Here is a 23,741-nt window from a genome sequence, read left to right on the forward strand (position 1 = left end):
TGAAGGAATCGAACCGTGACCGTATCTGGCAGCGAACTGCTCGACCGGGCGAGGACCTGGCTCGCGGAGGACCCCGACCAGGAGACGCGTGAGGAGCTCGGCAAGCTCATCGAGGCCGGGGATCTCCAGGCGCTCGGCGAGCGCTTCGCCGGGACGCTGCAGTTCGGCACGGCCGGGCTGCGCGGCGAGCTGGGCGCGGGCCCGATGCGGATGAACCGCGCGGTGGTCATCCGCGCGGCCGCGGGCCTGGCCGCGTATCTGAAGGCCACGGGGCAGACGGGCGGCGTCGTCGTCATCGGGTACGACGCGCGCCACAAGTCGGCGGACTTCGCGCGGGACACGGCGGCGGTGATGGCGGGTGCCGGGCTGCGCGCGGCGCTGCTCCCCCGCCCGCTGCCGACGCCCGTGCTCGCCTTCGCCATACGGCACCTGGGCGCGGTGGCGGGGGTGGAGGTCACCGCCTCCCACAACCCGCCCCGGGACAACGGCTACAAGGTGTACCTCGGCGACGGTTCGCAGATCGTGCCGCCGGCGGACGCGGAGATCGCCGCCGAGATCGACGCGGTGGCCTCGCTGCACGACGTGCCGCGCCCGGAGTCCGGCTGGCACACGCTCGGCGAGGAGGTCCTGGAGGCCTACCTGGCGCGTACGGACGCGGTCCTCGCCGCCGGGTCCGCCCGGTCGGCCCGCGCCGTCTACACGGCGATGCACGGCGTCGGCAAGGACACCCTGCTGGCCGCCTTCGCCCGCGCGGGCTTCCCCGAGCCGGTCCTCGTGCCCGAACAAGCCGAGCCCGACCCGGACTTCCCCACGGTCGCGTTCCCGAACCCGGAGGAGCCGGGCGCGATGGACCTGTCCTTCGCGACGGCCCGCGCGCAGTCCGAGGCCCCCGACCTGATCATCGCCAACGACCCGGACGCGGACCGCTGCGCGGTGGCGGTGCCGGACGGTTCCTCGGCGGGCGGCTGGCGCATGCTGCGCGGCGACGAGGTCGGGGCGCTGCTCGCCGCGCACCTGGTGGCCCGGGGCGTGAGCGGCGTCCTCGCGGAGTCGATCGTCTCGTCGTCGCTGCTGGGCCGGATCGCCCGGTCGGCCGGCCTCCCGTACGAGGAGACGCTGACCGGCTTCAAGTGGATCGCCCGCGTCGAGGGCCTGCGCTACGGCTACGAGGAGGCGCTCGGCTACTGCGTCGACCCCGAGGGCGTGCGCGACAAGGACGGCATCACGGCGGCGCTGCTGGTGGCCGAGCTGGCGAGCGGGCTGAAGGAGCGGGGCCGCACCCTCCTGGACGCGCTCGACGACCTGGCGCTCGCCCACGGGCTGCACGCCACGGACCAGTTGAGCGTGCGGGTCGAGGACCTCTCCGTGATCGCGGACGCCATGCGCCGGCTGCGCGAGCAGCCCCCGGCGGAGCTGGCCGGGCTCCGGGTGGTCCGGGCCGAGGACCTGTCCGCGGGCGCGGGCGGGCTGCCGCCCACGGACGGCCTGCGCTACACGCTGGACGGCGCGCGGGTCATCGTCCGCCCGTCCGGCACGGAGCCCAAGCTGAAGTGCTACCTGGAGGTCGTGGTGCCGGTGACCGACCGGGCGGCGCTGCCCGCGGCGCGGGAGACGGCCGCCGGGCTGCTCGCCGCGATCAAGCGGGACCTGTCGGCGGCCGCGGGCATCTGACGGGGCCACCGCGCCACTCGGACGGGTGATTTATGCGGTTCGGTTGACGGAACGCGGGGCGACAACAGCGGGGTGCGACGGGAACGTTGCCCCCGCCTGTTCCGCCCCGACTCCCAGGAGCCGCCGACGTGCCCCCGACCGCCACCGAGGCTCCGCTCCTCCCTCCGGCACGGCGCGGCCGCGCCACCGCGTCGGCCTCGGCCGACGGACTGCGTTCCCGCGCCGCGCGCTCCCTGCGACGCGCGGCGCCCGCCCTGTTCGCGTACGCGGCCGTCCGCACGTTCGCCCTCCTCGTCTTCGCCGTCTGGGCCCACAAGGAGGGCCACGGCATCTGGCCCGCGCTCGCCGCGGACTGGGACTCCAAGTGGTATCTGGGCATCGCCGACCACGGCTACGAGCGCACGCTCGGCACCGAGTACGACGCCAACAACCTCGCGTTCTTCCCGCTCTATCCGTACCTGGTGAAGGCGATCGCCGTCGTGACACCGGGCTCGCGGGCGAGCGTCGGGCTGATCCTGGCCGCCGTCTGCTCGCTGCCCGCCGCCTGGGGGATCTTCGCGGTCGGCGACCGGCTGCACGGCCGCCGCGTCGGCGTCCTGCTCACCTTTCTGTGGGCGTGCTTCCCCGTCGGGATCGTCCAGTGGATGGGCTACACCGAGTCGCTGTTCACGGCGTTCGTGGCGTGGTCCCTGTACGCGGTGCTGACCGGCCGGTGGGTGTGGGCGGGCGCCCTCGCGGCGCTGTCCGGGCTGACCCGGCCGACCGGCGTCGCGCTCGCCGCGGCCCTCGTCGTGTGCGGCCTGCTGACGCTGCGCCGCCGCTTCTCGTGGCGGGTGCTGACCGGCGTGCTGCTGGCCCCGCTGGGCTGGCTCGCGTACGTGGGCTGGGTCGGGCTGCGCCTGGGCCGCTGGGACGGCTACTTCGCCGTGCAGCGGCTGTGGCACAACGAGCTGGACGGCGGCGTCGAGACGCTGCGCCGCATCCGGGAGCTGCTGGCCTACGACTCGACTCCCGAGCTGTTCCTGGTGATGGTGACGGCGACGCTGCTCGCCTGTGTCGTCCTGTACGCGCTCTCGCTCCGGGACCGTCAGCCGCTGCCGCTGCTGGTCTTCACCGGGGTCCTGCTGGTGATCACGCTCGGCAGCGGCGGCGTCTACTTCTCCCGGGCCCGCTTCCTGCTCCCCGCCTTCCCGCTGCTGCTGCCGCTCGCGCTGGTGATGGCGCGGGCGTCGCGCCGGTTCCTGGTGCTCGGGGTGACGGGGGCGGTGCTCGGCGCGGCGTACTGCGGCGGGTACATGATCCTGGTGTGGCCCAGCGCGCCGTGAGGTCCGGGCCGCTCAGCCCAGCGCGATGAGGAGGGCGAGCAGGACGGCGCCGGCCACGGCCGGGGCGATGATCTCGTACGCCCAGCGGACGCTCGGCTCGCCCTGCGACGTCCTCGCCACGGCCCGCGCCTCGCACAGCTCGCGCAGCTCGTCCATGGACTTGTCGGCGGGGGCGCGCTGCTCGGCCAGGGGCGCCGTCGCGTCCTGCTGGCCGCGGGCGGCGGACTGGGCCCGCAGATGGCGGCGCTGGACCTTGCGGCGGGCGCGCAGCGAGACCGGGATGGACCAGAGCTGGTACTTGTTGCCCGCTTCGTCGAACACCTCGTTGGAGTACCCGGAGCGGAAGCTCGCCACGGCCGCCCAGGGCAGGGTGATGACGCGGAACGGGTTGCGCACGCGCAGCCGGTCGTCGTTGCCGTAGACGGCGGGGCGGATCGTGAAGGCGACGACGAGCGGCACCGCGAAGAGCAGCCCGGCGAGCGCCAGCCACGGGGTGCGGCCGGTACCGCCGATCACCGCGTCGGCACCGAGCCAGGCGCCGAGCGCGAGCAGCACGACGCCGCCCGCGATGCCGGCGGGCGACCGGTAGATGCGGTCCGGGGACGTGGTTTCGCTCGTCATGAGGTCGATTCTGCCTGACGCGCCGCTGAACCCGTCCGGCACACCAAGCCCTTCCGCTCCCTCAAGCCCCTCCGCCCCCTCAAGCCCCTCCGCCCCCTCAAGCCCCTCCGGCGATTGAGGAGCGGGGTCCGGGGCAGAGCCCCGAGGCCCGGGGACCGTCCCCGGGTGCCGATTCGTCATGGCTCCTCGCCCAGCTCCCCAGTACCCCCGCTCCCGAGCGGAGCTCCTCTGTACAGCCGCTACGCGCGTAGATATGCTCCCCTCGTGACCATGCCCACTGCACCCGCACCAGCCAACGAACACGCGCTGGCCGACGCCACCGCTTCCGAGGCCACCCTGCGCCGATTCCTCCAGGGCCTGCCTGGCGTCGACGCGGTGGGCCTGGAGGGCCGCGCCGCCGCGCTCGGGACCCGTTCCATCAAGACCACGGCGAAGGCGTACGCCATCGACCTGGCCATCTCGATGATCGACCTGACGACCCTGGAGGGCGCCGACACCCCGGGCAAGGTCCGGGCCCTCGGCGCCAAGGCCGTCCACCCCGACCCGACCGACCGGACCACCCCGCGCACCGCCGCCGTCTGTGTGTACCCGGACATGGTGGCCACCGCGAAGGCCGCCGTCGCGGGCACCGACGTCAAGGTCGCGTCCGTCGCCACCGCGTTCCCGGCCGGCCGCGCCGCCCTCGACGTCAAGCTCGGGGACGTCCGCGAGGCCGTCGCGGCGGGCGCCGACGAGATCGACATGGTCATCGACCGCGGCGCCTTCCTCGCCGGGAAGTACCTGAAGGTCTACGAGGAGATCCGCGCCGTGAAGGAGGCCTCCGGGGCCGCCCGGCTCAAGGTCATCTTCGAGACCGGCGAGCTGTCGACGTACGACAACATCCGGCGCGCGAGCTGGATCGGCATGCTGGCCGGGGCCGATTTCATCAAGACCTCGACGGGCAAGGTCGGTGTCAACGCCACCCCCGCGAACACGCTGCTGATGCTGGAGGCCGTCCGCGACTTCCGCGCCGCCACCGGCGTGCAGGTCGGCGTGAAGCCCGCCGGCGGCATCCGCACCTCGAAGGACGCCGTCAAGTTCCTCGTGATCGTGAACGAGACGGTGGGCGAGGACTGGCTCGACAACCACTGGTTCCGGTTCGGCGCCTCCAGCCTGCTCAACGACCTGCTGATGCAGCGCCAGAAGCTGGCCACAGGACGCTACTCCGGTCCCGACTACGTGACGGTGGACTGATCACCCATGGCAAACGCATTTGAGTACGCCCCGGCGCCCGAGTCCCGCTCGGTCGTCGACATCGCCCCCAGCTACGGGCTGTTCATCGACGGCGAGTTCACCGACGCGGCCGACGGCAAGGTCTTCAAGACCGTCTCCCCGTCCACCGAGGAGGTCCTCTCCGAGGTCGCGCAGGCCGGTGCGGCCGATGTGGAGCGGGCCGTGAAGGCCGCCCGCAAGGCCTTCGAGAAGTGGTCGGCGCTGCCGGGCGCCGAGCGCGGCAAGTACCTGTTCCGTATCGCGCGGATCATCCAGGAGCGCAGCCGCGAGCTGGCCGTCCTGGAGACGCTCGACAACGGCAAGCCCATCAAGGAGACGCGGGACGCCGACCTGCCCCTCGTCGCCGCGCACTTCTTCTACTACGCGGGCTGGGCCGACAAGCTCGGCCACGCGGGCTTCGGCCCGGACCCGAAGGCGCTGGGCGTCGCGGGCCAGGTCATCCCGTGGAACTTCCCGCTGCTGATGCTCGCGTGGAAGATCGCCCCGGCGCTCGCCACGGGCAACACGGTCGTCCTCAAGCCCGCCGAGACGACCCCGCTGTCCGCCCTGTTCTTCGCGGACATCTGCCGCCAGGCCGGGCTCCCCAAGGGCGTCGTCAACATCCTTCCGGGATACGGCGACGCGGGCGCCGCGCTGGTCGCGCACCCCGATGTGAACAAGGTGGCCTTCACCGGCTCCACGGCCGTGGGCAAGGAGATCGCCCGCACGGTCGCGGGCACGGACAAGAAGCTCACGCTCGAACTCGGCGGCAAGGGCGCCAACATCGTCTTCGACGACGCCCCGATCGACCAGGCCGTCGAGGGCATCGTCACCGGCATCTTCTTCAACCAGGGGCAGGTCTGCTGCGCGGGCTCGCGCCTCCTCGTGCAGGAGTCGGTCCAGGACGAGCTGCTCGACTCGCTCAAGCGGCGCCTGTCGACGCTCCGGCTCGGCGACCCGCTCGACAAGAACACCGACATCGGCGCGATCAACTCCGCCGAGCAGCTGGCCCGGATCACGGCGCTCGCCGAGACCGGCGAGGCCGAGGGCGCCGAGCGCTGGTCGGCGCCGTGCGAACTGCCCTCCTCCGGTTACTGGTTCGCCCCGACGCTCTTCACGAACGTGACGCAGGCGCACACCGTCGCCCGCGACGAGATCTTCGGCCCGGTCCTGTCCGTGCTCTCCTTCCGCACCCCGGAAGAGGCGGTGGCGAAGGCCAACAACACCCAGTACGGGCTCTCGGCCGGCATCTGGACGGAGAAGGGCTCGCGCATCCTCGCGGTCGCGAACAAGCTCCGTGCGGGCGTCGTCTGGGCCAACACGTTCAACAAGTTCGACCCGACCTCGCCCTTCGGCGGCTACAAGGAGTCGGGCTTCGGCCGCGAGGGCGGCCGCCACGGCCTGGAGGCGTACCTCAGTGTCTGACCGTTTGAGTGTCCTCAAGACCTACAAGCTGTACGTGGGCGGGAAGTTCCCGCGTTCCGAGAGCGGCCGGGTGTACGAAGTGACCGACTCCAAGGGCAGCACGTGGCTCGCGAACGCGCCGCTGTCGTCCCGCAAGGACGGCCGGGACGCCGTGGTCGCCGCGCGCAAGGCGTTCGGCGCCTGGTCGGGCGCGACCGCGTACAACCGCGGGCAGATCCTCTACCGCGTCGCCGAGATGCTGGAGGGCCGCCGCGAGCAGTACGACCGTGAGGTCGCCGCGGCGGAGGGCCTGAGCAAGTCGAAGGCGGCCGCCGTGGTGGACGCCGCGATCGACCGCTGGGTCTGGTACTCGGGCTGGACCGACAAGATCGGCCAGGTCGTGGGCGGGGCGAACCCGGTCGCCGGGCCGTTCTTCAACCTCTCCACGCCCGAGCCGACGGGTGTCGTCGCCGTCGTCGCGCCGCAGGAGTCGTCGTTCCTGGGCCTCGTCTCGGTGATCGCCCCGGTCATCGCGAGCGGCAACACGGTCGTCGTGATCGCGTCGGAGAAGTCCCCGCTGCCCGCGCTGTCGCTCGGCGAGGTGCTCGCCACCTCCGACCTGCCCGGCGGCGTGGTCAACATCCTGTCCGGCAAGGCGTCGGAGATCGCCCCGTCGCTCGCCGCGCACCAGGACGTGAACGGCATCGATCTCACCGGCGCCGACGCGGACCTCGCGAAGGAGCTGGAGATCGCCGCGGCCGACAATCTGAAGCGGGTGCGCCGTCGCCGGTCCGGGGAGGACTTCACCGCGGACCCGGGCACGGACCGGCTGACGACGTTCCTGGAGACCAAGACCGTCTGGCACCCGACGGGTTCGCTGGGCGCGTCCGGCTCCTCGTACTAGGGCCGCCCGAGCCCGAGGCCCCGGCCCCTCCTCCGTCCGGGAGGGGCCGGGGCCTCGCCCGTTCCCGGGTCCTCAGATGCCGAGGCGCTGCGCGATCCCGTCGAGCACGCAGTCGAGGCCGAGCTCGAACTCCCAGGCGGGATCGTCCTTGCGCGTCGCGGAGAGGCCGTACTTCCGGTAGGTGGGGTAACGGCCGGTCCCCATCAGGTAGTTCATCTGCGGCGCGAGCGCCTGCCGGGTCTCGTCGCCGCTCTTCCAGCCCTGCTCCTCCTTGTACTCGCGCAGCGCGATCTCGGCCTGCGTCGAGCCGTGCACATAGGCGCTGACCGCACGGAACGCGGCCATCATCGAGTCGGCGTCCAGGTCATGGGCGGCCAGCGACCTCAACTGCCGTTCGGCGAGCGCCATCCGGGCCGGGGTGAGCGAGATCGTCGGCAGCGGCGCCCGTCCGAGCCACGGGTGCCGCAGCATCAGGTCGCGGGTCTGCACGGCGAAGGAGCGCAGCACCGCACGCCACTCGGTCACCTCGTCCGGCACCGCGAGTTCGGCCGAGACCCGGTCGAACATGAGCGCCCACAGATCACCCTTGCCCGAGACGTGCCGGTACGCGGCCATCGGCGCGACCCCGAGCTTCGTGGCGAGCCGTCGCATGGTGACGGCGCCCGCCCCTTCCTCGTCGGCCAGCTCCACGGCGGCCGCGGCGATGCCCTCCAGCGTGAGCGAGGCGCGCCGGGTGGGCGCGGGCCGCTCCAGGCGCTCCCAGAGGGAGGGCTCGACCAGCCGGCTCTCGCCCGTACCGCCGTCGTCCTTCCGTGCCGCCACGGCCCGGCTCCTCTCGCTCGATGTCGTGTACAGCGTATCCCCAGTAGACGCTGTACACATTGATGTGTACGTTGTACGCCAACGGATACGTCGTACACAATCAGGGGGTTCACCGTGTCCAGCACCGCTCCGCTCCGCGTCGCCGTCCTCGTCGGCTCCACCCGCGAGGGCCGCTTCGCGCCCGCGGTCGTCAGGTGGCTCACCGGCCTCCTCGGACAGCGCGACGATCTGCGCGCCGATGTCGTCGACCTCACCGAGACGCCGCTGCCCACCGTCCTGCCGGCCTTCGGCCAGGCGCCGCCGCCCGGCACCGAGGAGGCCCTGTCCCGGGTGACCCCGCGCCTCGCGGCCGCCGACGCGTTCGTCTTCGTCACGCCCGAGTACAACCACAGCTTCCCGGCGGCCCTGAAGAACGCGATCGACTGGCACAACGAGCAGTGGCACGGCAAGCCGATCGCGTTCGTGTCGTACGGGGGCCTGTCCGGCGGCCTGCGGGCGGTCGAGCAACTCCGCGTCGTGATGGCCGAGTTGAACGCCACGACCATCCGCAACACGGTCAGCTTCCACAACGCCTACGGCGCCTTCGCGGCGGACGGCCGCGTCGACGACCCGGCCGTGGACACCGCGGCGAAGGCGATGCTCGACCAGCTCACCTGGTGGGCCCACGCCCTGCGGGACGCGAAGTCGGTCCGCCCGTACGCCGCCTGACGGACCGTCGCATCGCCCGAGGGGGAACCATGATCACGCACACGGAGACCACCGGGACCGGCGAGGAGGGAGCCGCCGCGACGCCGTCCCGCCCGGTGATCCTCGGCCTGCTGCTCGGCATCGTGCTCGCCACGCTCGACGGGACCATCATCGGCACGGCGCTGCCCGTGATCGTCGACGACCTGGGCGGCCTCGCCCATCTGTCGTGGGTGGTGACGGCGTACCTGCTGACCACCGCCGTCGCCACACCGCTGTGGGGAAAGATCGGCGACCTCTACGGCCGCAAGGGCAGCTACCTCGCCTCCATCACCGTCTTCCTCGCCGGCTCCGTCCTGTGCGGACTCGCCCAGGACATGGGGCAGTTGATCGCGTTCCGGGCCGTGCAGGGGCTCGGCGCTGGCGGCCTGTTCGTCGGCGCGCTCTCGCTCCTCGGGACGCTGCTGACCCCGGCGGAGGCCGGCCGCTCCCAGTCGCTCATCGGCGTCCTGCTGCCCGCCGCCATGATCGGCGGCCCGCTGCTCGGCGGCTTCCTCACCGACCAGCTGAACTGGCGCTGGGCCTTCTACGTCAACGTCCCCGTCGGCATCGTCGCCCTCGCGATCATCGCCGTCGGCGTCCGGGTCCGTACGGCACGCATCCGCGCCCGCGCCGACCTCGCGGGTGCGGCCCTGCTCACCACGGCGACCCTCACCCTGACGCTGCTGGCGAGCTGGGCGGGCCCGACGTACGCGTGGACGTCACCGCAGATCCTGGGCCTCGCGCTCGTCTCGGCGGCGGCCCTCGCCGGATTCGTGCGGGTGGAGCGGCGCGCGGCCGAGCCGGTGATCCCGCCCCGCCTGTTCCGCGACCGGAACTTCACGGTCGCGCAGGTCCTGAGCTTCACGGCCGGGGCGGCCATGCTCGCGGCGGCCAGCTACCTGCCGCAGTACCTGCAGCGCGCACGCGGCATGTCGGCGACAGCGAGCGGGCTGCTGCTGCTCCCGCTGATGCTCGGCATGATGGCCGCCCAACTGGCGATCGGCCGCCGGGTCGGCGCGGGCGGGCGCTACCGCCGCTATCCGATCGTGGGCGGCGCGCTGGCGACCGGGGGCGCGCTCGCCCTGCTCCTGCTCGGCACGGACACGGCGCTGTGGGCGGCCTCCGCCCTGACCCTGCTGCTCGGCGCGGGCCTGGGATGCCTGCTGCAGCCCGCGATGTTGCTCACCATGAACAGCGCCGCGCCACGGGACCTCGGGGCGGCGAACGGCACCCAGACGCTGCTGCGCACGGTCGGCGGCTCGCTCGGGGTCGCGGTGCTCGGGTCGGTGTTCGCGCAGCGGGTGCGGGACGGCGCACGTCCCGCGGTGTTCCGGGCGAGCGTCGTCGACGGGGTGCACGGGGTCGCGCTGGGCACGGCCGCACTGTGCGCGGTGGCGTTCGCCGCGGCGTGGGCCGTGCGCGAGGTGCCGCTGCGGACCCGCCCCGCGCCGTCGTCCGGCGACCGGCCGGCCGGTTCAGCCCGGCAGGACGCCCGTCGCGGGGCCGACGACCGGCAGCTCGGACAGTGAACTCCCCGACGTCAGCGGGTCGGTGACCATTCCGGTGTCCACCGGCTTGAAGTCCGCGACCTGGGTGCCCACGACGTTGTCGAGGGGGTCGACGCCGGTCCCGGCCAGCGGGTCGAGCTGCAGGTCCTTGGCGGGGCCGAGCCCGTACGTGGTCGAGGCGTTCACCGCCTGGGTCAGCGTCTGGACGGGACCCGACGTGTCCACGCCTTCGGCCGGCGCGGCGCTCGCGGTCACGGCGCCCGCGGCGACGGCCGCACCGGCGGCGGTCACGGTCAGGCCCGCGCGCAGCAGGGCGCGGCGGGTCCCGGACGCGGGCATCGGGTTCTTGCGGGCTGCGTGTCGAGCCATGATCTTTGCGCCTGAGCCTTTCGGATCGGGTAACGACAGAACCACACAGCGTAGTTGACGTGGTGCGCGCCACAACGTCACCACGCGGGGTCGGCGTCGCGGCGTCCATGCCGCACACTGGTCTCTCGTGAGTTCGCATCCTCCGATACCGACCCGGGTCGTCCTGCTGACAGGGCCCTCCGGCTCCGGGAAATCGTCGTTCGCCGCCCGCTCCGGGCTTCCCGTGCTGTGCCTCGACGACTTCTACAAGGAGGCCGACGACCCGACCCTGCCGCTGGTGCCGGGGAGTTCGGACATCGACTGGGACTCACCGGTGTCCTGGGACGCGGACGCGGCGTGCGCCGCGATCGTCGCGCTGTGCGAGCAGGGGCGTACCAACGTCCCGGTCTACGACATCTCCATCAGCGCACGGGTGGGCGAGGAGGCGCTCGACATCGAGCGCACGCCCCTGTTCATCGCGGAGGGCATCTTCGCGGCGGACATCGTGGAGCGCTGCCGGGAGCTCGGCGTGCTGGCCGACGCGCTGTGCCTGCGCGGCCGCCCCTCGACGACGTTCCGCCGCCGGCTGCTCCGCGATCTGAGGGAGGGCCGCAAGTCGGTCCCGTTCCTGCTGCGCCGCGGCTGGCGCCTGATGCGCGCGGAGCGTGCCATCGTGGCCCGCCAGGCGGCGCTCGGCGCGCACCCGTGCGGCAAGGACGAGGCACTGGGCCGCCTGGCCGCGGCCGCCGCGGGCCGCTGCGTGAAGGCGCGGGCCACGCCGTAAGGGGCGGCGCGCAGGCGCACACGACGAAGCGGGACCAGAAAGACCCCCCGGCCTCCTGGTCCCGCTCGTTCCCCCCGCGGCGATCCCCCGTGATCCCCCCGGTTACCGCTCCCCCGTGACCACCCCGCTCCCCCGAGCAGGGCCCCCCGTTTCCCCCTCCGTAGTGCCTAGGCGACAAGCTCCCCGAAGCACTCCTCCTGGTCCCGGCCGAAGCTCAGGACCTCGTCCTCGCGCAGTCGCCGCAGCGACCGCCAGATGCTCGACTTCACCGTGCCGACGCTGATGTCGAGGATCTCCGCGATCTCGGGGTCCGTACGGCCCTCGTAGTAGCGGAGCACGAGCATCGTGCGCTGCAGTTCGGGAAGGCGGGCAAGCGCCTGCCAGAGCACCGCGCGCAGCTCCGTGCCGCGCATCGCGTCCGTGTCGCCGGCCGTCTCCGGCAGCTCCTCGGTCGGGTACTCGTTCAGCTTGCGGCGGCGCCACGCGCTGATGTGCAGATTGGTCATGGTGCGGCGCAGATAGCCCCCGACCGCCGCCTTGTCGCTGATCCGGTCCCAGGCGCGGTAGGTCGAGAACAGTGCGCTCTGCAGCAGGTCCTCGGCCTCGAACCGGTCACCGGTCAGGTGGTAGGCGGTCGCGTACAGGGAGGCGCGGCGTTCCTGGACGTAGGCCGTGAACTCGGCCTCCGACAGGGACGTACGCTGCTCCCCCGATTCCTCCCTGTACGCGGTTCCCCCGTGAGCGGCACCCTCGGGCGCCGCCTGGTGCGCGTCAACCACCGTCATGTACGCGGCGTGCTGACGCCCGGTGCCGCGAGCGCACCCCCGCCCGCTCACGGCACCGGACTTCTCGGACCGGACCGTGACGACGTCGTGCAGACGCGTGACAACTGCGCTTGAGGTGGTGCTGTGCAGCGTGTTCATCTCGCGCCCCCCGTCGTGGAGTCCGGTGTTCCGTGTGGTCGTTCCTTGCGATGTCCAAAAGCTTGCCCGGGGGACTTCATGACGGTGTCCGTCGACTGTCACAGGCCTGTCACAGCGGCTTCGGCTGTGCGGGTCGCGTGTGGGAGCGCTCCGGCGGTCGAACTAAAGGCCTCTGATGGGCCAGAATGGCGCTTGTGCCTTCCCTGTTGCTGATCGAGGACGACGACGCCATCCGCACGGCACTGGAGCTGTCTCTGACGCGCCAGGGTCACCGGGTGGCCACCGCTGCCACCGGCGAGGACGGTCTGAAGCTGCTGCGCGAGCAACGGCCGGATCTGATCGTCCTCGATGTGATGCTGCCCGGCATCGACGGGTTCGAGGTGTGCCGCCGCATCCGGCGCACGGACCAGCTGCCGATCATCCTGCTCACCGCGCGCAGCGACGACATCGACGTGGTCGTGGGGCTGGAGTCCGGCGCCGACGACTACGTGGTCAAGCCGGTGCAGGGCCGGGTCCTCGACGCCCGGATCCGTGCCGTGCTGCGCCGCGGCGAGCGCGAGGCCAACGACGCGGCGTCGTTCGGCTCCCTGGTCATCGACCGCGCCGCGATGACCGTCACCAAGAACGGCGAGGACCTCCAACTGACGCCCACCGAGCTGCGGTTGCTCCTGGAGCTGAGCCGCCGGCCCGGACAGGCCCTGTCCCGGCAGCAGCTGCTGCGCCTGGTGTGGGAGCACGACTACCTCGGTGACTCGCGGCTCGTCGACGCCTGCGTACAGCGGCTGCGCGCGAAGGTGGAGGACGTGCCGTCGTCACCGACGCTGATCCGTACCGTGCGCGGCGTGGGCTACCGGCTGGACTCTCCTCAGTGACCAAACCGCACGACAAGCTCCGTGGCTGGGCCGCGGCCAAGAAGGCGATACTGGCGGGCCTGCGCTTCACCAGCCTGCGGCTGCGTCTCGTCGTGGTGTTCGCGCTCGTCGCCCTGACGGCCGCGGTGTCCGCGTCCGGGATCGCGTACTGGCTCAACCGCGAGGCCGTGCTGACCCGGACCCAGGACTCGACCCTCAGCGACTTCCAGCAGGAGATGCAGAACCGGGCGGCCGTACTGCCCGAGCACCCCACGCAGGGCGAGCTCCAGCACGCGGCGAACCTGATGGCCGACAGCAGCCAGCACTTCAGCGTGCTGCTCATCGGCACGGACGAGAACGGCCGCAAGGTCGTGGGCAATTCCGATCTCGACGCCTTCACGGTCGCCGACGTACCGCGGTCGCTGCAGGACGCGGTGAACCGGAAGCAGCCGGTCAACGACAACAACAAGCACCCGTACCACCTGTACTGGCAGCGCACCACGCAGGACGACACACCGTTCCTGGTGGGCGGCGCGAAGGTGGACGGCGGGCCGACCGGCTACATGCTGAAGTCGCTGGAGCCGGAGGCCAAGGACCTCAACTCGCTGGCCTGGTCGCTGGGCATCGCCACCGGGCTGGCACTGATCGGCTCGGCGCTGCTCGCGCAGGCCGCCGCGACGACCGTGCTCAAGCCGGTGCACCGGCTCGGCGTGGCCGCCCGCCGGCTCGGCGAGGGCAAGCTCGACACCCGGCTGCGGGTCTCCGGCACCGACGAGCTGGCCGAGCTGTCGCGGACGTTCAACAAGACCGCCGAGAACCTGGAGAAGCAGGTCGCCGACATGAGTGCGCGCGACGAGGCCTCGCGCCGGTTCGTCGCCGACATGTCGCACGAACTCCGTACGCCGCTGACCGCGATCACCGCGGTCACCGAGGTGCTGGAGGAGGAGCTCGACGCCGAGACCGGGTCGGTCGACCCCATGATCGAGCCCGCGGTCCGGCTCGTGGTCAGCGAGACCCGGCGGCTGAACGACCTGGTGGAGAACCTCATGGAGGTCACCCGCTTCGACGCGGGCACCGCCCGGCTCGTCGTCGACACGGTCGACATCGCCGACCAGATCACCGCCTGCATCGACGCCCGCGCCTGGCTGGACGCCGTCGAGCTCGACGCCGAGCGCGGCAACATGGTGCGTCTCGACCCGCGCCGCCTCGACGTGATCCTCGCCAACCTGATCGGCAACGCCCTCAAGCACGGCGGTTCCCCGGTGCGGGTCTCGGTGCGGACGGAGGGCGAGGAGCTGGTCATCGCCGTACGCGACCACGGGCCCGGCATCCCCGAGGACGTCCTGCCGCACGTCTTCGACCGGTTCTACAAGGCCAGCGCCTCGCGGCCGCGGTCGGAGGGCAGCGGCCTGGGGCTGTCCATCGCCCTGGAGAACGCGCATGTGCACGGCGGCGAGATCACCGCCGCCAACTCCCCCGAGGGCGGCGCCGTGTTCACCCTGCGGCTGCCGGTCGACGCCTCGCCGCTGACCCGGAACGCCGACGACGAGGCCAAGGACCCCGAGGACCCCCAGGAAGGCGGTGTCGTCAAGTGAGGCCTCGTACAAGGCTGTCGGTGCTGCTCGGACTCGCGGCCGTGCTGCTGACCGGCTGCGGGATCCGTTCCACGGAGGTGCCCACCGACTTCGGGCCCGCGCCCACGCGGGTGGGCTGCTCCCTGTCCGGCTCGAACGACGTGGCGGCGCGCGCGGCCGGCGAGTTCGCCGTGCAGGTCTTCCTCGTCTGCACGTCGCAGCTGGTGACGGTCGACCGGACCGTCACCCTGGAGCGCGACCAGAACTCCGACCGGGTCGGCGTCGCCCAGGAGCTCCTCGGGCAGCTGGCCAAGCCGCTCACCGCGGAGGAGAAGGAAGCCGGATACAGCACGGACGTCGGCCGCGGCACGAAGGTCTCGGGCCCGCTCAAGGGCGACCCGGTCGACGCGCTGCGCCTGAACACCCCGCCGGACGACCTGTCCCCGTACGCCTTGGCGCAGGTGGTCTGCACGTTCGCGAACAGCAAGGTCGCGGCGGACGACGGCGGGCACGTGGTGCTCGGCGGCCCCGGCGACGATCCGCTGCGCAGCTACGAGTGCTCGGACGCGGTCAAGGCCCGGCCCGGTATCGCGCCCGCCCCCGCCGAGACGGTGAGCTAGCCGGCGCCGACGGCGTGACCCACGTCATCGTCGGCCCCCCGGAACCGATCGTCCCGCCACCGGCGTCTAGGGGGTCGTGCAGCGCCACAGCTCGGGCGGCCACGGGGCCGCCATCCGCTTCCGTACGGCAGGGCTCGTTCTCCTCGCCGTGCACCTCTTCCTCGTCGCGTGGGTCACCCTGCGTCCCCTCGACGTGCCCTGGGTCAGTGCGCCGAACCTGCATCCCCTGGCCGGTATCCGGGCCGACCTGGCGCTCGGCTGGCAGGAGGGCGCCGCGCGCATCGGCGAGGGGCTGGTCCTGCTCGCCCCGCTCGGTGTGCTGCTGCCCCTCGCGGGCGGCCGCCTGGACGTGTCCGTGTGCGGTTCGCTGCTGCGCACGGTCGCGGCGGGCGCGCTGATCTCGCTCGGCATCGAACTGCTGCAGACCGGGGTGCCCGGGCAGGTCGTGGACGTCGACTCGCTGCTGCTGAACACCGTGGGCGTGGCCTTCGCCCATCTCGCCGTGGTGCCCGCGCTGCGGGCCCGGCTCCGCCGCAGGGCCGAGGCCGCCCCCCTCCCCCGGCAGGAGCCGTCTCAGGGTCCTACCCCGACGATTACCAGGGTCGGCATCGCCCCGTGAGCTGACGCTTCGCCCGCTGTGCGGCCGTACCTTCGAATACGTAAGCACCACACGGCGAAGGTTCGCGAAGGAGCCCACCATGACCGCCCTTACCCGCCCCACCGACGGACGGATGATCGGCGGAGTGTGCGCAGCGCTGGCACGGCGCTTCGGCACCTCCGCGACCACGATGCGCGTGATCTTCCTGCTGTCGTGCCTGCTGCCCGGCCCGCAGTTCCTGCTCTACATCGCGCTGTGGGTGCTGTTCCCGAGTGAGAACAAGGCCCGCCAGGCCTGGTGACCCGGGCGCCGGTACAAAAGACCCGGAAGCCGGTACGGAAAAAGGGGCGCACCCGCGAATCGCGGGTGCGCCCCTTCGTCGTGCTCGGGGTCAGCCGAGGGCCGGCAGGCCGCCGCCGACGGGCAGGCCCTGGGTGGGCAGGCCGCCGAGCAGCCCGGAGACCGGGTCACCACCGTCGGTGGCCTTCTCGACGACGGGCTTGGCGGCGGTCAGGCCGCTGCCCAGAGCGTTCTGCGCGGCGCTCACGGCCTCGGGGCCGCCGGCGGGCAGCGCGCTCGCCGCCTGCTCGACGGGCAGGCCCGAGGTCACGGAGCCGAGGGCTCCCGCGGCGTCCGGCACGGCCGGGGCGGCGTTCGCGGCACCGGCACCGGCGGCGGCGAAGGCGACACCGAGAGCGGCAACACCGAGGGTCTTGGCAGCAGACTGCTTCATGGGGTCCTTTGTTCCTTGTTCCTGGGGGATGCGGTTCCGTGCCCGGCAAACACGCCGCATCCCTCAGGAGTTACTGCCGACCCTCGCCCACCCCGTCCGGACCGGCCTCGGCCCGGAGGACTGAACCGCAGGTCAGAAGGGCATGGCGGCCCCGATGGAGGCCGGACGGCGATCCTCCGATCACCGTCAACCCCATGTTGACCGCAGCCTCTAACGGAAGAGCCACTCGGAGCGCAGCTCGGCATAGCGCGGCTTGACGACGTCGTTGATCATCGCCAGGCGCTCGTCGAACGGGACGAAGGCCGACTTCAGCGCGTTCACGGTGAACCACTCGAAGTCCGTCAGCGTGTAGCCGAACGCGTCGGCCAGGTGCTCGAACTCGCGGCTCATCGACGTACCGGACATGAGGCGGTTGTCCGTGTTGACGGTGACCCTGAACCGCAGCTTGCGCAGCAGCCCGATGGGGTGCTCGGCGTACGAACTGGCCGCTCCCGTCTGCAGGTTGGAGGTCGGGCACATCTCCAGCGGGATGCGCTTGTCGCGCACGTAGCTCGCGAGGCGGCCGAGCTTCACGGTGCCGTCGTCGGCGACCTGGATGTCGTCGATGATGCGCACGCCGTGGCCGAGGCGGTCGGCGCCGCACCACTGCAGGGCCTGCCAGATGGAGGGGAGCCCGAAGGCCTCGCCGGCGTGGATCGTGAAGTGGTTGTTCTCGCGCTTGAGGTACTCGAACGCGTCGAGGTGGCGGGTGGGCGGGAAGCCCGCCTCGGCGCCCGCGATGTCGAAGCCGACGACGCCGAGGTCCCGGTAGCGGTTGGCGAGTTCGGCGATCTCCAGGGCGCGGGCGGCGTGCCGCATCGCCGTGAGGAGGGCGCCCACGCGGATGCGGTGGCCGTTCTCCTTCGCGCGGCGCTCGCCCTCGCGGAAGCCGTCGTTGACCGCCTCGACGACCTCTTCGAGGGTGAGGCCCCGCTCCAGGTGCTGCTCGGGCGCGTAGCGGATCTCGGCGTAGACGACGCCGTCCTCGGCGAGGTCCTCGGCGCACTCGGCGGCGACCCGGAAGAGGGCCTCCTTGGTCTGCATGACGGCGCAGGTGTGGGCGAACGTCTCCAAGTACCGCTCCAGGGAACCGGAGTCGGCCGCTTCGCGGAACCAGAGGCCGAGCTTGTCGGCGTCGGTCTCCGGCAGGTTGTCGTAGCCCTGCTCGCGGGCCAGGTCGACGACGGTGCCGGGGCGCAGGCCGCCGTCGAGGTGGTCGTGCAGGAGCACCTTGGGCGCGCGGCGGATCTGGTCCGCGGTCGGAGCCTGGGGGCTGTCGGGGTGCGCGGTGGTCTGGCTCGTCATTTCGGCACTCTAACTCCTACGCGCGTAGATCTCGCCCGGAAGTGATCTGTCGATACGCAACGGTGACCCTGCGGACGGGTGGCGTACACCAGCGCTTCTGACACTGTTCTGTCATGCAGCAGGAAGCGACGCCGGCCCGTGAGGCCAGGCTCGGCAAGGCGGTCGGGCCCGTGCCCGGGGCGGTCGGTGGCGTGGTGCTGCTGCTGCCCGCGGGCGAGGAGACGTCCGTGCGCAGACCCTCGCCGCTCGCGGCCGTGGCCCTGCGGCCGCTCGCCCGCGGCCTCGCGCGGGCGGGCCGGGACGAGGGCCTGGTCACGCATGTCGTGCACTACCGCTACCGCGGATGGAACGGGGCCCAGGCCGAGGCGGCGCGGGACGCCGAGTGGGCCGCGGACGAGGTGGTGCGCCGCTACGGCGACGTGCCGATCTGTCTCGCCGGGATCGACATGGGCGGCCGCGCGGCACTGCACGCGGCCGGCCACACGGCCGTCAACTCCGTTCTCGCCCTTGCCCCTTGGCTGCCCGAGGACGACGTCGCCTCGCCCCCCGAACCGGTGAAACAGCTCGCGGGGCGACGGGTGCTGCTCGTGCACGGCACCGACGACCGGCGCACCGACCCGGAGTTGTCGTTCCGGCTCGCCGGGCGCGCGAAGAAGGCGAACCGTGACGTGTGCCGCTTCGAGGTGCACTCCGACGGGCACCGCCTGTCGCAGCACCGCGCCGAAGTCACCGCGCTGGCCGTCGACTTCATGCTGGGCACGCTGTTCGGCCGCCCGTTCTCGCGCCCACTGCAGGACGCCCTCGCGGCGCCGCCGCCGATCGGTCTGCGGATGCCGCTGGCGTCGGGGTTCGGACAGTCGCTCCGGTAGGCCGGGGGGTCACAGCCCCGCGTGCTCCGGCAGCAGTCGCCCGCGCCGCGACAGCAGGAACTTCTTGAACGCCGCCACGGGAGGGGTGTCCGGGTGTCCGTCCAGCCAGGCCACGCCGATCTCGCGGACGGCGCGCTGTCCGGTGACCGTCAGCTCCACGACTCCCGGGCGCGGCACGGCCGGTGGCGGCAGCAGGGCGACGCCGAGGCCCGCCGCGACGAGGCCGCGCAGCGTCTCCGCCTCCTCGCCCTCGAAGGCGATCCGGGGCGTGAAGCCCGCCTCCGCGCACAGGTCGTCGGCGATGCGGCGCAGCCCGTAGCCGGGTTCGAGCGTCACGAAGACCTCGTCGGCCGCCTCGGCGAGCCGGATCCGCTTGCGGGACGCCAGCCGGTGGTCCTCGGGGACGACCAGCCGGAGCCGCTGCTCGTCGAGGCGCCGGGCCACCAGGTCGGGCGCGTCCGGCACGGGCGAGGTGAGGCACAGGTCGAGCTCGCCGGCGCGCAGCCGCTCCAGCATCGCCTCGCCGTAGTTCTGGACGAGGCTGAAGCGGATGCGGGGGTGGTCGGCGCGGAAGGCGCGGATCAGGCCGGGGACGGTCTCCGTGCCCATGGTGTGCAGAAAGCCGAAGGCGACCTTGCCGGACTCCGGGTCGGCGTCGGCGCGTACGGACTCGGCGGCCTTCTCCACCTCGCCGAGCGCCCGCTCCACCGAGGCGAGGAAGGTGCGGCCCGCGGGGGTGAGGGAGACGGTGCGGCCGTGGCGGGCGAACAGGTCGACGCCCAGGTCGTGTTCGAGCCGGACCATGGCGCGCGACAGCGTCGACTGCGGCACCGACATCTCCTGGGCGGCGCGGGTGACGTGCTCGGTGCGGGCGACCCCGGCGAAGTAGGCGAGCCGCGGGGCGAGCAGCCGCACGATCTCGTCGCTCGGCCTGTCTTGTGTGTCACTGTTCCGCACCAGTGGCGAGCGTGACCTGTGCTGATGCTCCATGGGAACGATTATGGGGCGTTCATGCATTGGACGCATGAATCATGGAGTCCTACGTTCTTCGTATGCCTGCCAGTAGCCGGGCGGCCGCCTCCACCGACGCGGTCGCCGTCCCCCGTTCCGTCGACGACGTGGCCGATACGCGCATGAGCCCGGGCGGGCCCGGTTACCGCCGTATGAGCTTCGCCCTGTTCCTCGCCGGTGTCGCCACCTTCGCCCTCCTCTACTCGACGCAGGCCCTGCTCCCCCTCGTCTCCGCCGGCTTCGGCGCGAGCGCGAGCGCGGCGAGCTGGACGGTCTCCGGGGCGACCGGCGCGCTCGCGCTGTGCGTGCTGCCGCTGAGCGCCCTGTCCGAGCGGTTCGGGCGGCGCACGGTGATGACCGCCTCGCTGACCGTGGCCGTCACGGTCGGTCTGCTCGTCCCCTTCGCGCCGAACCTCGGTGTCCTGATCGCGCTGCGCGTCCTGCAGGGCGCGGCCCTCGCCGGTCTGCCCGCCTCCGCGATGGCGTACCTGGCGGAGGAAGTGCGGCCGAAGGCGCTGGTCACGGCGATCGGCCTGTTCGTCGCGGGCAACTCGATCGGCGGCATGAGCGGCCGGGTCATCGGCGGCTGGATCGCGCAGGAGTGGGGCTGGCGGGCGGCCGTCGGCACGATCGGCGTGCTCGCCGTCGTCTGCGCCCTCGCCTTCCGGCTGCTGCTGCCGGCGCCGCGCCACTTCACGCCGGGCTCGCTGCGGCCCCGGGCCCTGGCCCGCACGGTCGGCAGCCACCTCGCCAATCCGCTGCTGCGCCGCCTGTACCTGATCGGCGCGCTGTTCATGATGGTGTTCGGCGCGGTCTACACGGTGATCGGCTACCGGCTCACCGCGGCGCCGTTCTCCCTGCCGCAGGGCATCGTCGGCTCGATCTTCCTGGTGTACCTCGTCGGTACGGTCTCGTCGGCGGCGGCCGGCAAGCTGGTCGCGCGGCTCGGCCGGCGGGGCACGCTCTACCTGGGCGCCGGCACGACGGCCGCGGGCCTGCTGCTCGCGCTCGTCCCGAACATCCTCGTCGTCCTGCTCGGCCTCGTGCTGATCACGGCGGGCTTCTTCGCGGGGCACGCGACGGCCTCCTCGTCGGTCAGCCACACCGCCACGCACGGCCGGGCGCAGGCGTCCGCGCTGTACCAGTCCGCCTACTACATCGGGTCGAGCGTCGGCTCGGCGGTCGGCGCCGTGGCCTTCCACGCGGCGGGCTGGGGCGGCACGGTCGGCCTCGGTCTCGTCGCCGTGTTCGGCGTGGTCTCGCTGACGGTGTGGGGCACCTACGCGGCCCGCGCGCAGCGGCACCGGACGGCCGCGACGGCGGTCGCCGCGCACTGACAGCTGACAGCTGACAGCTGACAGCGACAGCGACAGCGACAGCACTGATATCGGCACACCCGTCCCGTTCGTTTCCACATCGGCCCCTGGACCTGCGGTTTTCCCTGGTCCGGGGGCCGTTGTCAGTGGGCTGCGGTAGCTTGCGAAGTGCTGGGACTCACAGCGGCGATGGGGGCGTTGGACCATGAGCGACACTGCGACGAAGGCCGGACTCGAAGACCTGGAGAAACACCGGGTCGAGCTGACCGGGTACTGCTATCGGATGCTGGGCTCGGCGTTCGAGGCCGAGGACGCCGTGCAGGACACGATGGTGCGGGCCTGGCGCAGCTTCGACAAGTTCGAGGGCCGCTCCAGCCTGCGCTCCTGGCTCTACCGCATCGCGACGAACGTGTGCCTGGACCTGCTGACCGCGGGGAACAAGCGGGCCCGTCCGATGGACCTGACGGCCGCGGCCCCGCTCGCCCAGGCCGCGTTGAACCCGCGCCCCGACCATGTGTGGCTGGAGCCGATGCCGGACGCCCGCGTACTGCCGACGCTCCATGACCCGGCGGAGGCGGCGGTGGCGCGGGAGTCGGTGCGCCTGGCCTTCGTCGCCGCCCTGCAGCAGCTGCCCGCCAAGCAGCGGGCGGTGCTGATCCTCCGTGAGGTCCTCGCGTGGAAGGCCAGTGAGGTCGCCGAGCTGCTCGGCACGTCGGTGGCGTCGGTGAACAGCGCGCTGCAGCGGGCCCGGGCGACGCTCGCGGACGCGCCGCCCGCCGACTCGGCGACGGCGGACCCCCTCGACGAGGAGCAGCAGAAGCTCCTGGAGCGCTATGTCGCGGCCTTCGAGGGCTATGACATGAAGGCGCTGACCGAGCTGCTCGCCGAGGACGCCGTCATGACGATGCCGCCGTTCGACCTGTGGCTGCGGGGCACGCCGGACATCACCGGATTCATGACGACGATGGGCGCGTCATGTGCGGACTCCCGGCTCCTGCCGGTGGTGTCGAACGGGACGCCGGCGTTCGCCCACTACAAGCCGGACCCGGACAACGGCGGGTTCACGCCCTGGGCGATCCAGGTCCTGGAGATCTCAGAGGGGCGGATCGCGGGCTTCCACTGCTTCCTGGACACGAAGCGGTGGTTCCCGCTGTTCGGCGTCCCGGACCACCTCGACGCCTGAGTCGTCCGCGCCCAGCGCACCGGCCAGTCCGGCGAGCTGGATGAGCAGGGCGAGCTTCGGGGACGGATCGCGCAGCCGGATCCGGCCCCCGGCCCGGCGGGCCGCGAGCTGCATCCGGGCGAGCGCGTCGACGGTGGCGAGATCGGTGGTCGTGACCCCGGCGACATCACAGATCACGGTCGCTCCGCCGGGCGGCCCGTGGGCCTCGGCGGCGGCGCGGACGCGGTCGCACCACTGGGGTGCGTCGCCGGGGCGGATCGGCCCGGCGACCATCACGACAGGAGGAGACGAGGAAGCAGCCACGTAGAGGGGGACCGGGCGGCCGACGGGAACTCATCGGTGCCGTCCGGATGCGGGGCGTGTGCTCGATCACGTTGATAACGATCAAGGTTGACCTGCGGTTCGGTCCCGGCCGAGGCTGGAGTACGTGCAGGGGGTACTCAACGGGTTCGCGGTCATCGCGATCGTCATCGCGGTCGGCTACGTCATCGGCCGCCGCGGCTACCTCGGCGACGGCGGCCGCGAGGTGCTCACCAAGCTGGCCTTCCATGTGGCCACCCCCGCGCTCCTGTTCACGATGCTCGCCAAGGCGGACCTGTCCCTGATCCTGTCGCCGAGCCTGCTGGTCACCGCGCTGTCCACGGTGGCCATGGCGGGCGTCTTCGTGACGGTGGCCGTCGTACGCCGCTGGGGAGTCGGCCGCACCACGATCGGCGCGCTGTGCTCCTCGTACGTGAACGCGGGGAACCTCGGCATCCCGATCGCGGTGTACGTCCTCGGCGATGCCTCGCTGGTGGCGCCGGTGCTGCTGTTCCAGCAGATCGTCGTGACGCCGGTCGCGCTGACGATCCTCGATCTGGCGGAGGCGTCCGGGACCCGGCAGACGTGGCCGCAGCGGCTGCTGACCCCGTTCCGCAATCCGATCGCGATCGGCGCGCTCTCCGGGGTGCTGGTGTCGGCGACGGGCTGGACCGTCCCGTCCCCCGTCTTCGATCCCCTGGAACTGATCGGGAACATGTCGGTGCCGGCGATCCTGATCGCGTTCGGCATCTCCCTGTGCGGGAGTTCCTGGCCCGGCGGACGCGGTGCCGACCGGGTGCCGGTGCTGCTGTCGACGGCCCTGAAGGCGGTGGGCCAGCCGGTGGCGGCCTGGGCGCTGGCGTCGTACGTCTTCGGCCTGACCGGGGCCCGGCTGCTGGACGTCGTGGTGACCTCGGCCCTCCCCGCGGCCCAGAACCTGTTCACGTACGCGAGCCGGTACCGGGTGGGCGAGCGCCTGGCCCGGGAGTCGATCCTGCTGTCGACGATGGCTTCGGTGCCGGTGCTGGTGGTCGTGGCGGCGTTGCTCGGGTGAC

Annotated in this window: 25 protein-coding genes; 17 read left to right on the forward strand and 8 right to left on the reverse strand. The window is 72.4% G+C overall.

The genetic code is table 11. The annotated features are described in order from the left end of the window. Positions 1 to 15: 15 nt before the first annotated feature. Together ACQUQD_RS15575 and ACQUQD_RS15580 are read left to right on the forward strand one after the other, a co-directional pair. Positions 16 to 1,671: a phospho-sugar mutase gene (locus ACQUQD_RS15575; protein ID WP_428952678.1), complete on the forward strand. Its 1,656-nt coding sequence runs from the start codon at positions 16 to 18 to the stop codon at positions 1,669 to 1,671. 128 nt (positions 1,672 to 1,799) lie between these two features. Then, positions 1,800 to 2,996: a glycosyltransferase family 39 protein gene (locus ACQUQD_RS15580; protein WP_428952679.1), complete on the forward strand. Its 1,197-nt coding sequence runs from the start codon at positions 1,800 to 1,802 to the stop codon at positions 2,994 to 2,996. Between the two features lie 12 nt (positions 2,997 to 3,008). Here ACQUQD_RS15580 and ACQUQD_RS15585 read toward each other — a convergent pair whose 3' ends face one another. Then, positions 3,009 to 3,617 (reverse strand): PH domain-containing protein, encoded by a 609-nt coding sequence (locus ACQUQD_RS15585; protein ID WP_428952680.1) that lies wholly within the window; start codon positions 3,615 to 3,617, stop codon positions 3,009 to 3,011. Positions 3,618 to 3,881: 264 nt separating this feature from the next. Between ACQUQD_RS15585 and deoC the strand changes: the two genes are divergently transcribed. The 3 genes from deoC to ACQUQD_RS15600 are packed head-to-tail and all read left to right on the forward strand — an operon-like array spanning position 3,882 to position 7,176. Then, positions 3,882 to 4,850, forward strand: coding sequence for a deoxyribose-phosphate aldolase (deoC, locus tag ACQUQD_RS15590; RefSeq protein WP_428952681.1), 969 nt, complete (start codon positions 3,882 to 3,884; stop codon positions 4,848 to 4,850). A 6-nt stretch (positions 4,851 to 4,856) separates the two neighbouring features. Further along, on the forward strand, positions 4,857 to 6,293 hold the full coding sequence (locus tag ACQUQD_RS15595; RefSeq protein WP_428952682.1) for an aldehyde dehydrogenase family protein: 1,437 nt from the start codon (positions 4,857 to 4,859) through the stop codon (positions 6,291 to 6,293). Further along, on the forward strand, positions 6,286 to 7,176 hold the full coding sequence (locus ACQUQD_RS15600; protein WP_428952683.1) for an aldehyde dehydrogenase family protein: 891 nt from the start codon (positions 6,286 to 6,288) through the stop codon (positions 7,174 to 7,176). Before ACQUQD_RS15595 ends, ACQUQD_RS15600 begins: the two co-directional genes overlap by 8 nt. Positions 7,177 to 7,248: 72 nt before the next feature. Here ACQUQD_RS15600 and ACQUQD_RS15605 read toward each other — a convergent pair whose 3' ends face one another. Next, a complete protein-coding gene (locus tag ACQUQD_RS15605) occupies positions 7,249 to 7,998 on the reverse strand; it encodes a TetR/AcrR family transcriptional regulator (protein ID WP_428952684.1) in 750 nt (249 codons plus the stop codon). Between the two features lie 114 nt (positions 7,999 to 8,112). Here ACQUQD_RS15605 and ACQUQD_RS15610 point away from each other — a divergent pair, with 114 nt between their 5' ends. Together ACQUQD_RS15610 and ACQUQD_RS15615 are read left to right on the forward strand one after the other, a co-directional pair. Continuing rightward, positions 8,113 to 8,706, forward strand: a complete 594-nt coding sequence (locus ACQUQD_RS15610) for an NADPH-dependent FMN reductase (protein WP_428952685.1) — start codon at positions 8,113 to 8,115, stop codon at positions 8,704 to 8,706. 29 nt (positions 8,707 to 8,735) lie between these two features. Beyond that, the gene (locus tag ACQUQD_RS15615; protein ID WP_428952686.1) at positions 8,736 to 10,253 is read left to right on the forward strand and encodes a DHA2 family efflux MFS transporter permease subunit; all 1,518 of its coding nucleotides are present in this window, start codon (positions 8,736 to 8,738) and stop codon (positions 10,251 to 10,253) included. On the opposite strand, the gene ACQUQD_RS15620 is transcribed toward ACQUQD_RS15615, so the two are convergent. After that, positions 10,200 to 10,601 carry a hypothetical protein gene (locus tag ACQUQD_RS15620; RefSeq protein ID WP_428952687.1) on the reverse strand — a complete coding sequence of 134 codons (402 nt, stop codon included), beginning with the start codon at positions 10,599 to 10,601 and terminating at the stop codon, positions 10,200 to 10,202. The two genes, ACQUQD_RS15615 and ACQUQD_RS15620, sit on opposite strands and share 54 nt — an antisense overlap. Positions 10,602 to 10,728: 127 nt before the next feature. Between ACQUQD_RS15620 and ACQUQD_RS15625 the strand changes: the two genes are divergently transcribed. Beyond that, positions 10,729 to 11,364 carry an ATP-binding protein gene (locus ACQUQD_RS15625; protein ID WP_428952688.1) on the forward strand — a complete coding sequence of 212 codons (636 nt, stop codon included), beginning with the start codon at positions 10,729 to 10,731 and terminating at the stop codon, positions 11,362 to 11,364. Between the two features lie 167 nt (positions 11,365 to 11,531). On the opposite strand, the gene ACQUQD_RS15630 is transcribed toward ACQUQD_RS15625, so the two are convergent. Beyond that, positions 11,532 to 12,287 carry a SigE family RNA polymerase sigma factor gene (locus tag ACQUQD_RS15630; RefSeq protein WP_428952689.1) on the reverse strand — a complete coding sequence of 252 codons (756 nt, stop codon included), beginning with the start codon at positions 12,285 to 12,287 and terminating at the stop codon, positions 11,532 to 11,534. 194 nt (positions 12,288 to 12,481) lie between these two features. On the opposite strand from ACQUQD_RS15630, the gene afsQ1 reads away from it, so the two are divergent. From afsQ1 to ACQUQD_RS15655, 5 genes are all read left to right on the forward strand, one after another. After that, the gene (gene afsQ1 / locus ACQUQD_RS15635) at positions 12,482 to 13,159 is read left to right on the forward strand and encodes a two-component system response regulator AfsQ1 (protein WP_161300939.1); all 678 of its coding nucleotides are present in this window, start codon (positions 12,482 to 12,484) and stop codon (positions 13,157 to 13,159) included. Next, on the forward strand, positions 13,156 to 14,733 hold the full coding sequence (locus ACQUQD_RS15640; protein WP_428952690.1) for an ATP-binding protein: 1,578 nt from the start codon (positions 13,156 to 13,158) through the stop codon (positions 14,731 to 14,733). The genes afsQ1 and ACQUQD_RS15640 overlap by 4 nt, the downstream gene beginning before the upstream one ends. A 23-nt stretch (positions 14,734 to 14,756) precedes the next feature. Continuing rightward, the gene (locus tag ACQUQD_RS15645; protein ID WP_428957567.1) at positions 14,757 to 15,332 is read left to right on the forward strand and encodes a hypothetical protein; all 576 of its coding nucleotides are present in this window, start codon (positions 14,757 to 14,759) and stop codon (positions 15,330 to 15,332) included. A 76-nt stretch (positions 15,333 to 15,408) separates the two neighbouring features. Further along, entirely contained in the window at positions 15,409 to 15,951 is a 543-nt protein-coding gene (locus ACQUQD_RS15650; protein ID WP_428952691.1) for a VanZ family protein, read from the forward strand. Between the two features lie 79 nt (positions 15,952 to 16,030). Continuing rightward, positions 16,031 to 16,231: a PspC domain-containing protein gene (locus tag ACQUQD_RS15655; protein WP_428952692.1), complete on the forward strand. Its 201-nt coding sequence runs from the start codon at positions 16,031 to 16,033 to the stop codon at positions 16,229 to 16,231. A 90-nt stretch (positions 16,232 to 16,321) separates the two neighbouring features. On the opposite strand, the gene ACQUQD_RS15660 is transcribed toward ACQUQD_RS15655, so the two are convergent. Next, positions 16,322 to 16,663, reverse strand: coding sequence for an ATP-binding protein (locus tag ACQUQD_RS15660; protein WP_428952693.1), 342 nt, complete (start codon positions 16,661 to 16,663; stop codon positions 16,322 to 16,324). Positions 16,664 to 16,873: 210 nt separating this feature from the next. Then, positions 16,874 to 18,007, reverse strand: coding sequence for an adenosine deaminase (locus tag ACQUQD_RS15665; RefSeq protein WP_428952694.1), 1,134 nt, complete (start codon positions 18,005 to 18,007; stop codon positions 16,874 to 16,876). A gap of 113 nt (positions 18,008 to 18,120) precedes the next feature. Between ACQUQD_RS15665 and ACQUQD_RS15670 the strand changes: the two genes are divergently transcribed. Next, complete coding sequence (locus ACQUQD_RS15670) at positions 18,121 to 18,876, forward strand: alpha/beta hydrolase family protein (RefSeq protein WP_428952695.1); 756 nt, start codon at positions 18,121 to 18,123, stop codon at positions 18,874 to 18,876. Positions 18,877 to 18,885: 9 nt separating this feature from the next. On the opposite strand, the gene ACQUQD_RS15675 is transcribed toward ACQUQD_RS15670, so the two are convergent. Further along, positions 18,886 to 19,866: a LysR family transcriptional regulator gene (locus tag ACQUQD_RS15675; protein ID WP_428952696.1), complete on the reverse strand. Its 981-nt coding sequence runs from the start codon at positions 19,864 to 19,866 to the stop codon at positions 18,886 to 18,888. Between the two features lie 62 nt (positions 19,867 to 19,928). Here ACQUQD_RS15675 and ACQUQD_RS15680 point away from each other — a divergent pair, with 62 nt between their 5' ends. Further along, on the forward strand, positions 19,929 to 21,224 hold the full coding sequence (locus ACQUQD_RS15680) for an MFS transporter (protein ID WP_428952697.1): 1,296 nt from the start codon (positions 19,929 to 19,931) through the stop codon (positions 21,222 to 21,224). Between the two features lie 184 nt (positions 21,225 to 21,408). Then, on the forward strand, positions 21,409 to 22,386 hold the full coding sequence (locus ACQUQD_RS15685; RefSeq protein WP_428952698.1) for a sigma-70 family RNA polymerase sigma factor: 978 nt from the start codon (positions 21,409 to 21,411) through the stop codon (positions 22,384 to 22,386). Here the strand turns inward: ACQUQD_RS15685 and ACQUQD_RS15690 are convergent. Further along, positions 22,297 to 22,659: an STAS domain-containing protein gene (locus ACQUQD_RS15690; RefSeq protein WP_428957568.1), complete on the reverse strand. Its 363-nt coding sequence runs from the start codon at positions 22,657 to 22,659 to the stop codon at positions 22,297 to 22,299. The two genes, ACQUQD_RS15685 and ACQUQD_RS15690, sit on opposite strands and share 90 nt — an antisense overlap. A gap of 154 nt (positions 22,660 to 22,813) precedes the next feature. Here ACQUQD_RS15690 and ACQUQD_RS15695 point away from each other — a divergent pair, with 154 nt between their 5' ends. Beyond that, the gene (locus tag ACQUQD_RS15695) at positions 22,814 to 23,740 is read left to right on the forward strand and encodes an AEC family transporter (RefSeq protein ID WP_428952699.1); all 927 of its coding nucleotides are present in this window, start codon (positions 22,814 to 22,816) and stop codon (positions 23,738 to 23,740) included. The last annotated feature ends 1 nt before the right edge of the window (position 23,741 follow it).

The sequence above is a fragment of the Streptomyces sp. cg35 genome, from assembly GCF_050410835.1.
In the GTDB taxonomy this organism is placed as follows: Bacteria; Actinomycetota; Actinomycetes; order Streptomycetales; family Streptomycetaceae; genus Streptomyces.

What these genes read in the sequence shown, in the direction of transcription:
- ACQUQD_RS15585 (WP_428952680.1), bottom strand. Translation starts at nt 3,617, where the DNA reads ATGACGAGCGAAACCACGTCCCCGGACCGCATCTACCGGTCGCCCGCC.
- ACQUQD_RS15595 (WP_428952682.1), top strand. Translation starts at nt 4,857, where the DNA reads ATGGCAAACGCATTTGAGTACGCCCCGGCGCCCGAGTCCCGCTCGGTC.
- ACQUQD_RS15615 (WP_428952686.1), top strand. Translation starts at nt 8,736, where the DNA reads ATGATCACGCACACGGAGACCACCGGGACCGGCGAGGAGGGAGCCGCC.
- ACQUQD_RS15620 (WP_428952687.1), bottom strand. Translation starts at nt 10,601, where the DNA reads ATGGCTCGACACGCAGCCCGCAAGAACCCGATGCCCGCGTCCGGGACC.
- ACQUQD_RS15630 (WP_428952689.1), bottom strand. Translation starts at nt 12,287, where the DNA reads ATGAACACGCTGCACAGCACCACCTCAAGCGCAGTTGTCACGCGTCTG.
- ACQUQD_RS15655 (WP_428952692.1), top strand. Translation starts at nt 16,031, where the DNA reads ATGACCGCCCTTACCCGCCCCACCGACGGACGGATGATCGGCGGAGTG.
- ACQUQD_RS15660 (WP_428952693.1), bottom strand. Translation starts at nt 16,663, where the DNA reads ATGAAGCAGTCTGCTGCCAAGACCCTCGGTGTTGCCGCTCTCGGTGTC.
- ACQUQD_RS15665 (WP_428952694.1), bottom strand. Translation starts at nt 18,007, where the DNA reads ATGACGAGCCAGACCACCGCGCACCCCGACAGCCCCCAGGCTCCGACC.
- ACQUQD_RS15670 (WP_428952695.1), top strand. Translation starts at nt 18,121, where the DNA reads ATGCAGCAGGAAGCGACGCCGGCCCGTGAGGCCAGGCTCGGCAAGGCG.
- ACQUQD_RS15675 (WP_428952696.1), bottom strand. Translation starts at nt 19,866, where the DNA reads ATGGAGCATCAGCACAGGTCACGCTCGCCACTGGTGCGGAACAGTGAC.
- ACQUQD_RS15680 (WP_428952697.1), top strand. Translation starts at nt 19,929, where the DNA reads ATGCCTGCCAGTAGCCGGGCGGCCGCCTCCACCGACGCGGTCGCCGTC.
- ACQUQD_RS15685 (WP_428952698.1), top strand. Translation starts at nt 21,409, where the DNA reads ATGAGCGACACTGCGACGAAGGCCGGACTCGAAGACCTGGAGAAACAC.
- ACQUQD_RS15690 (WP_428957568.1), bottom strand. Translation starts at nt 22,659, where the DNA reads ATGGTCGCCGGGCCGATCCGCCCCGGCGACGCACCCCAGTGGTGCGAC.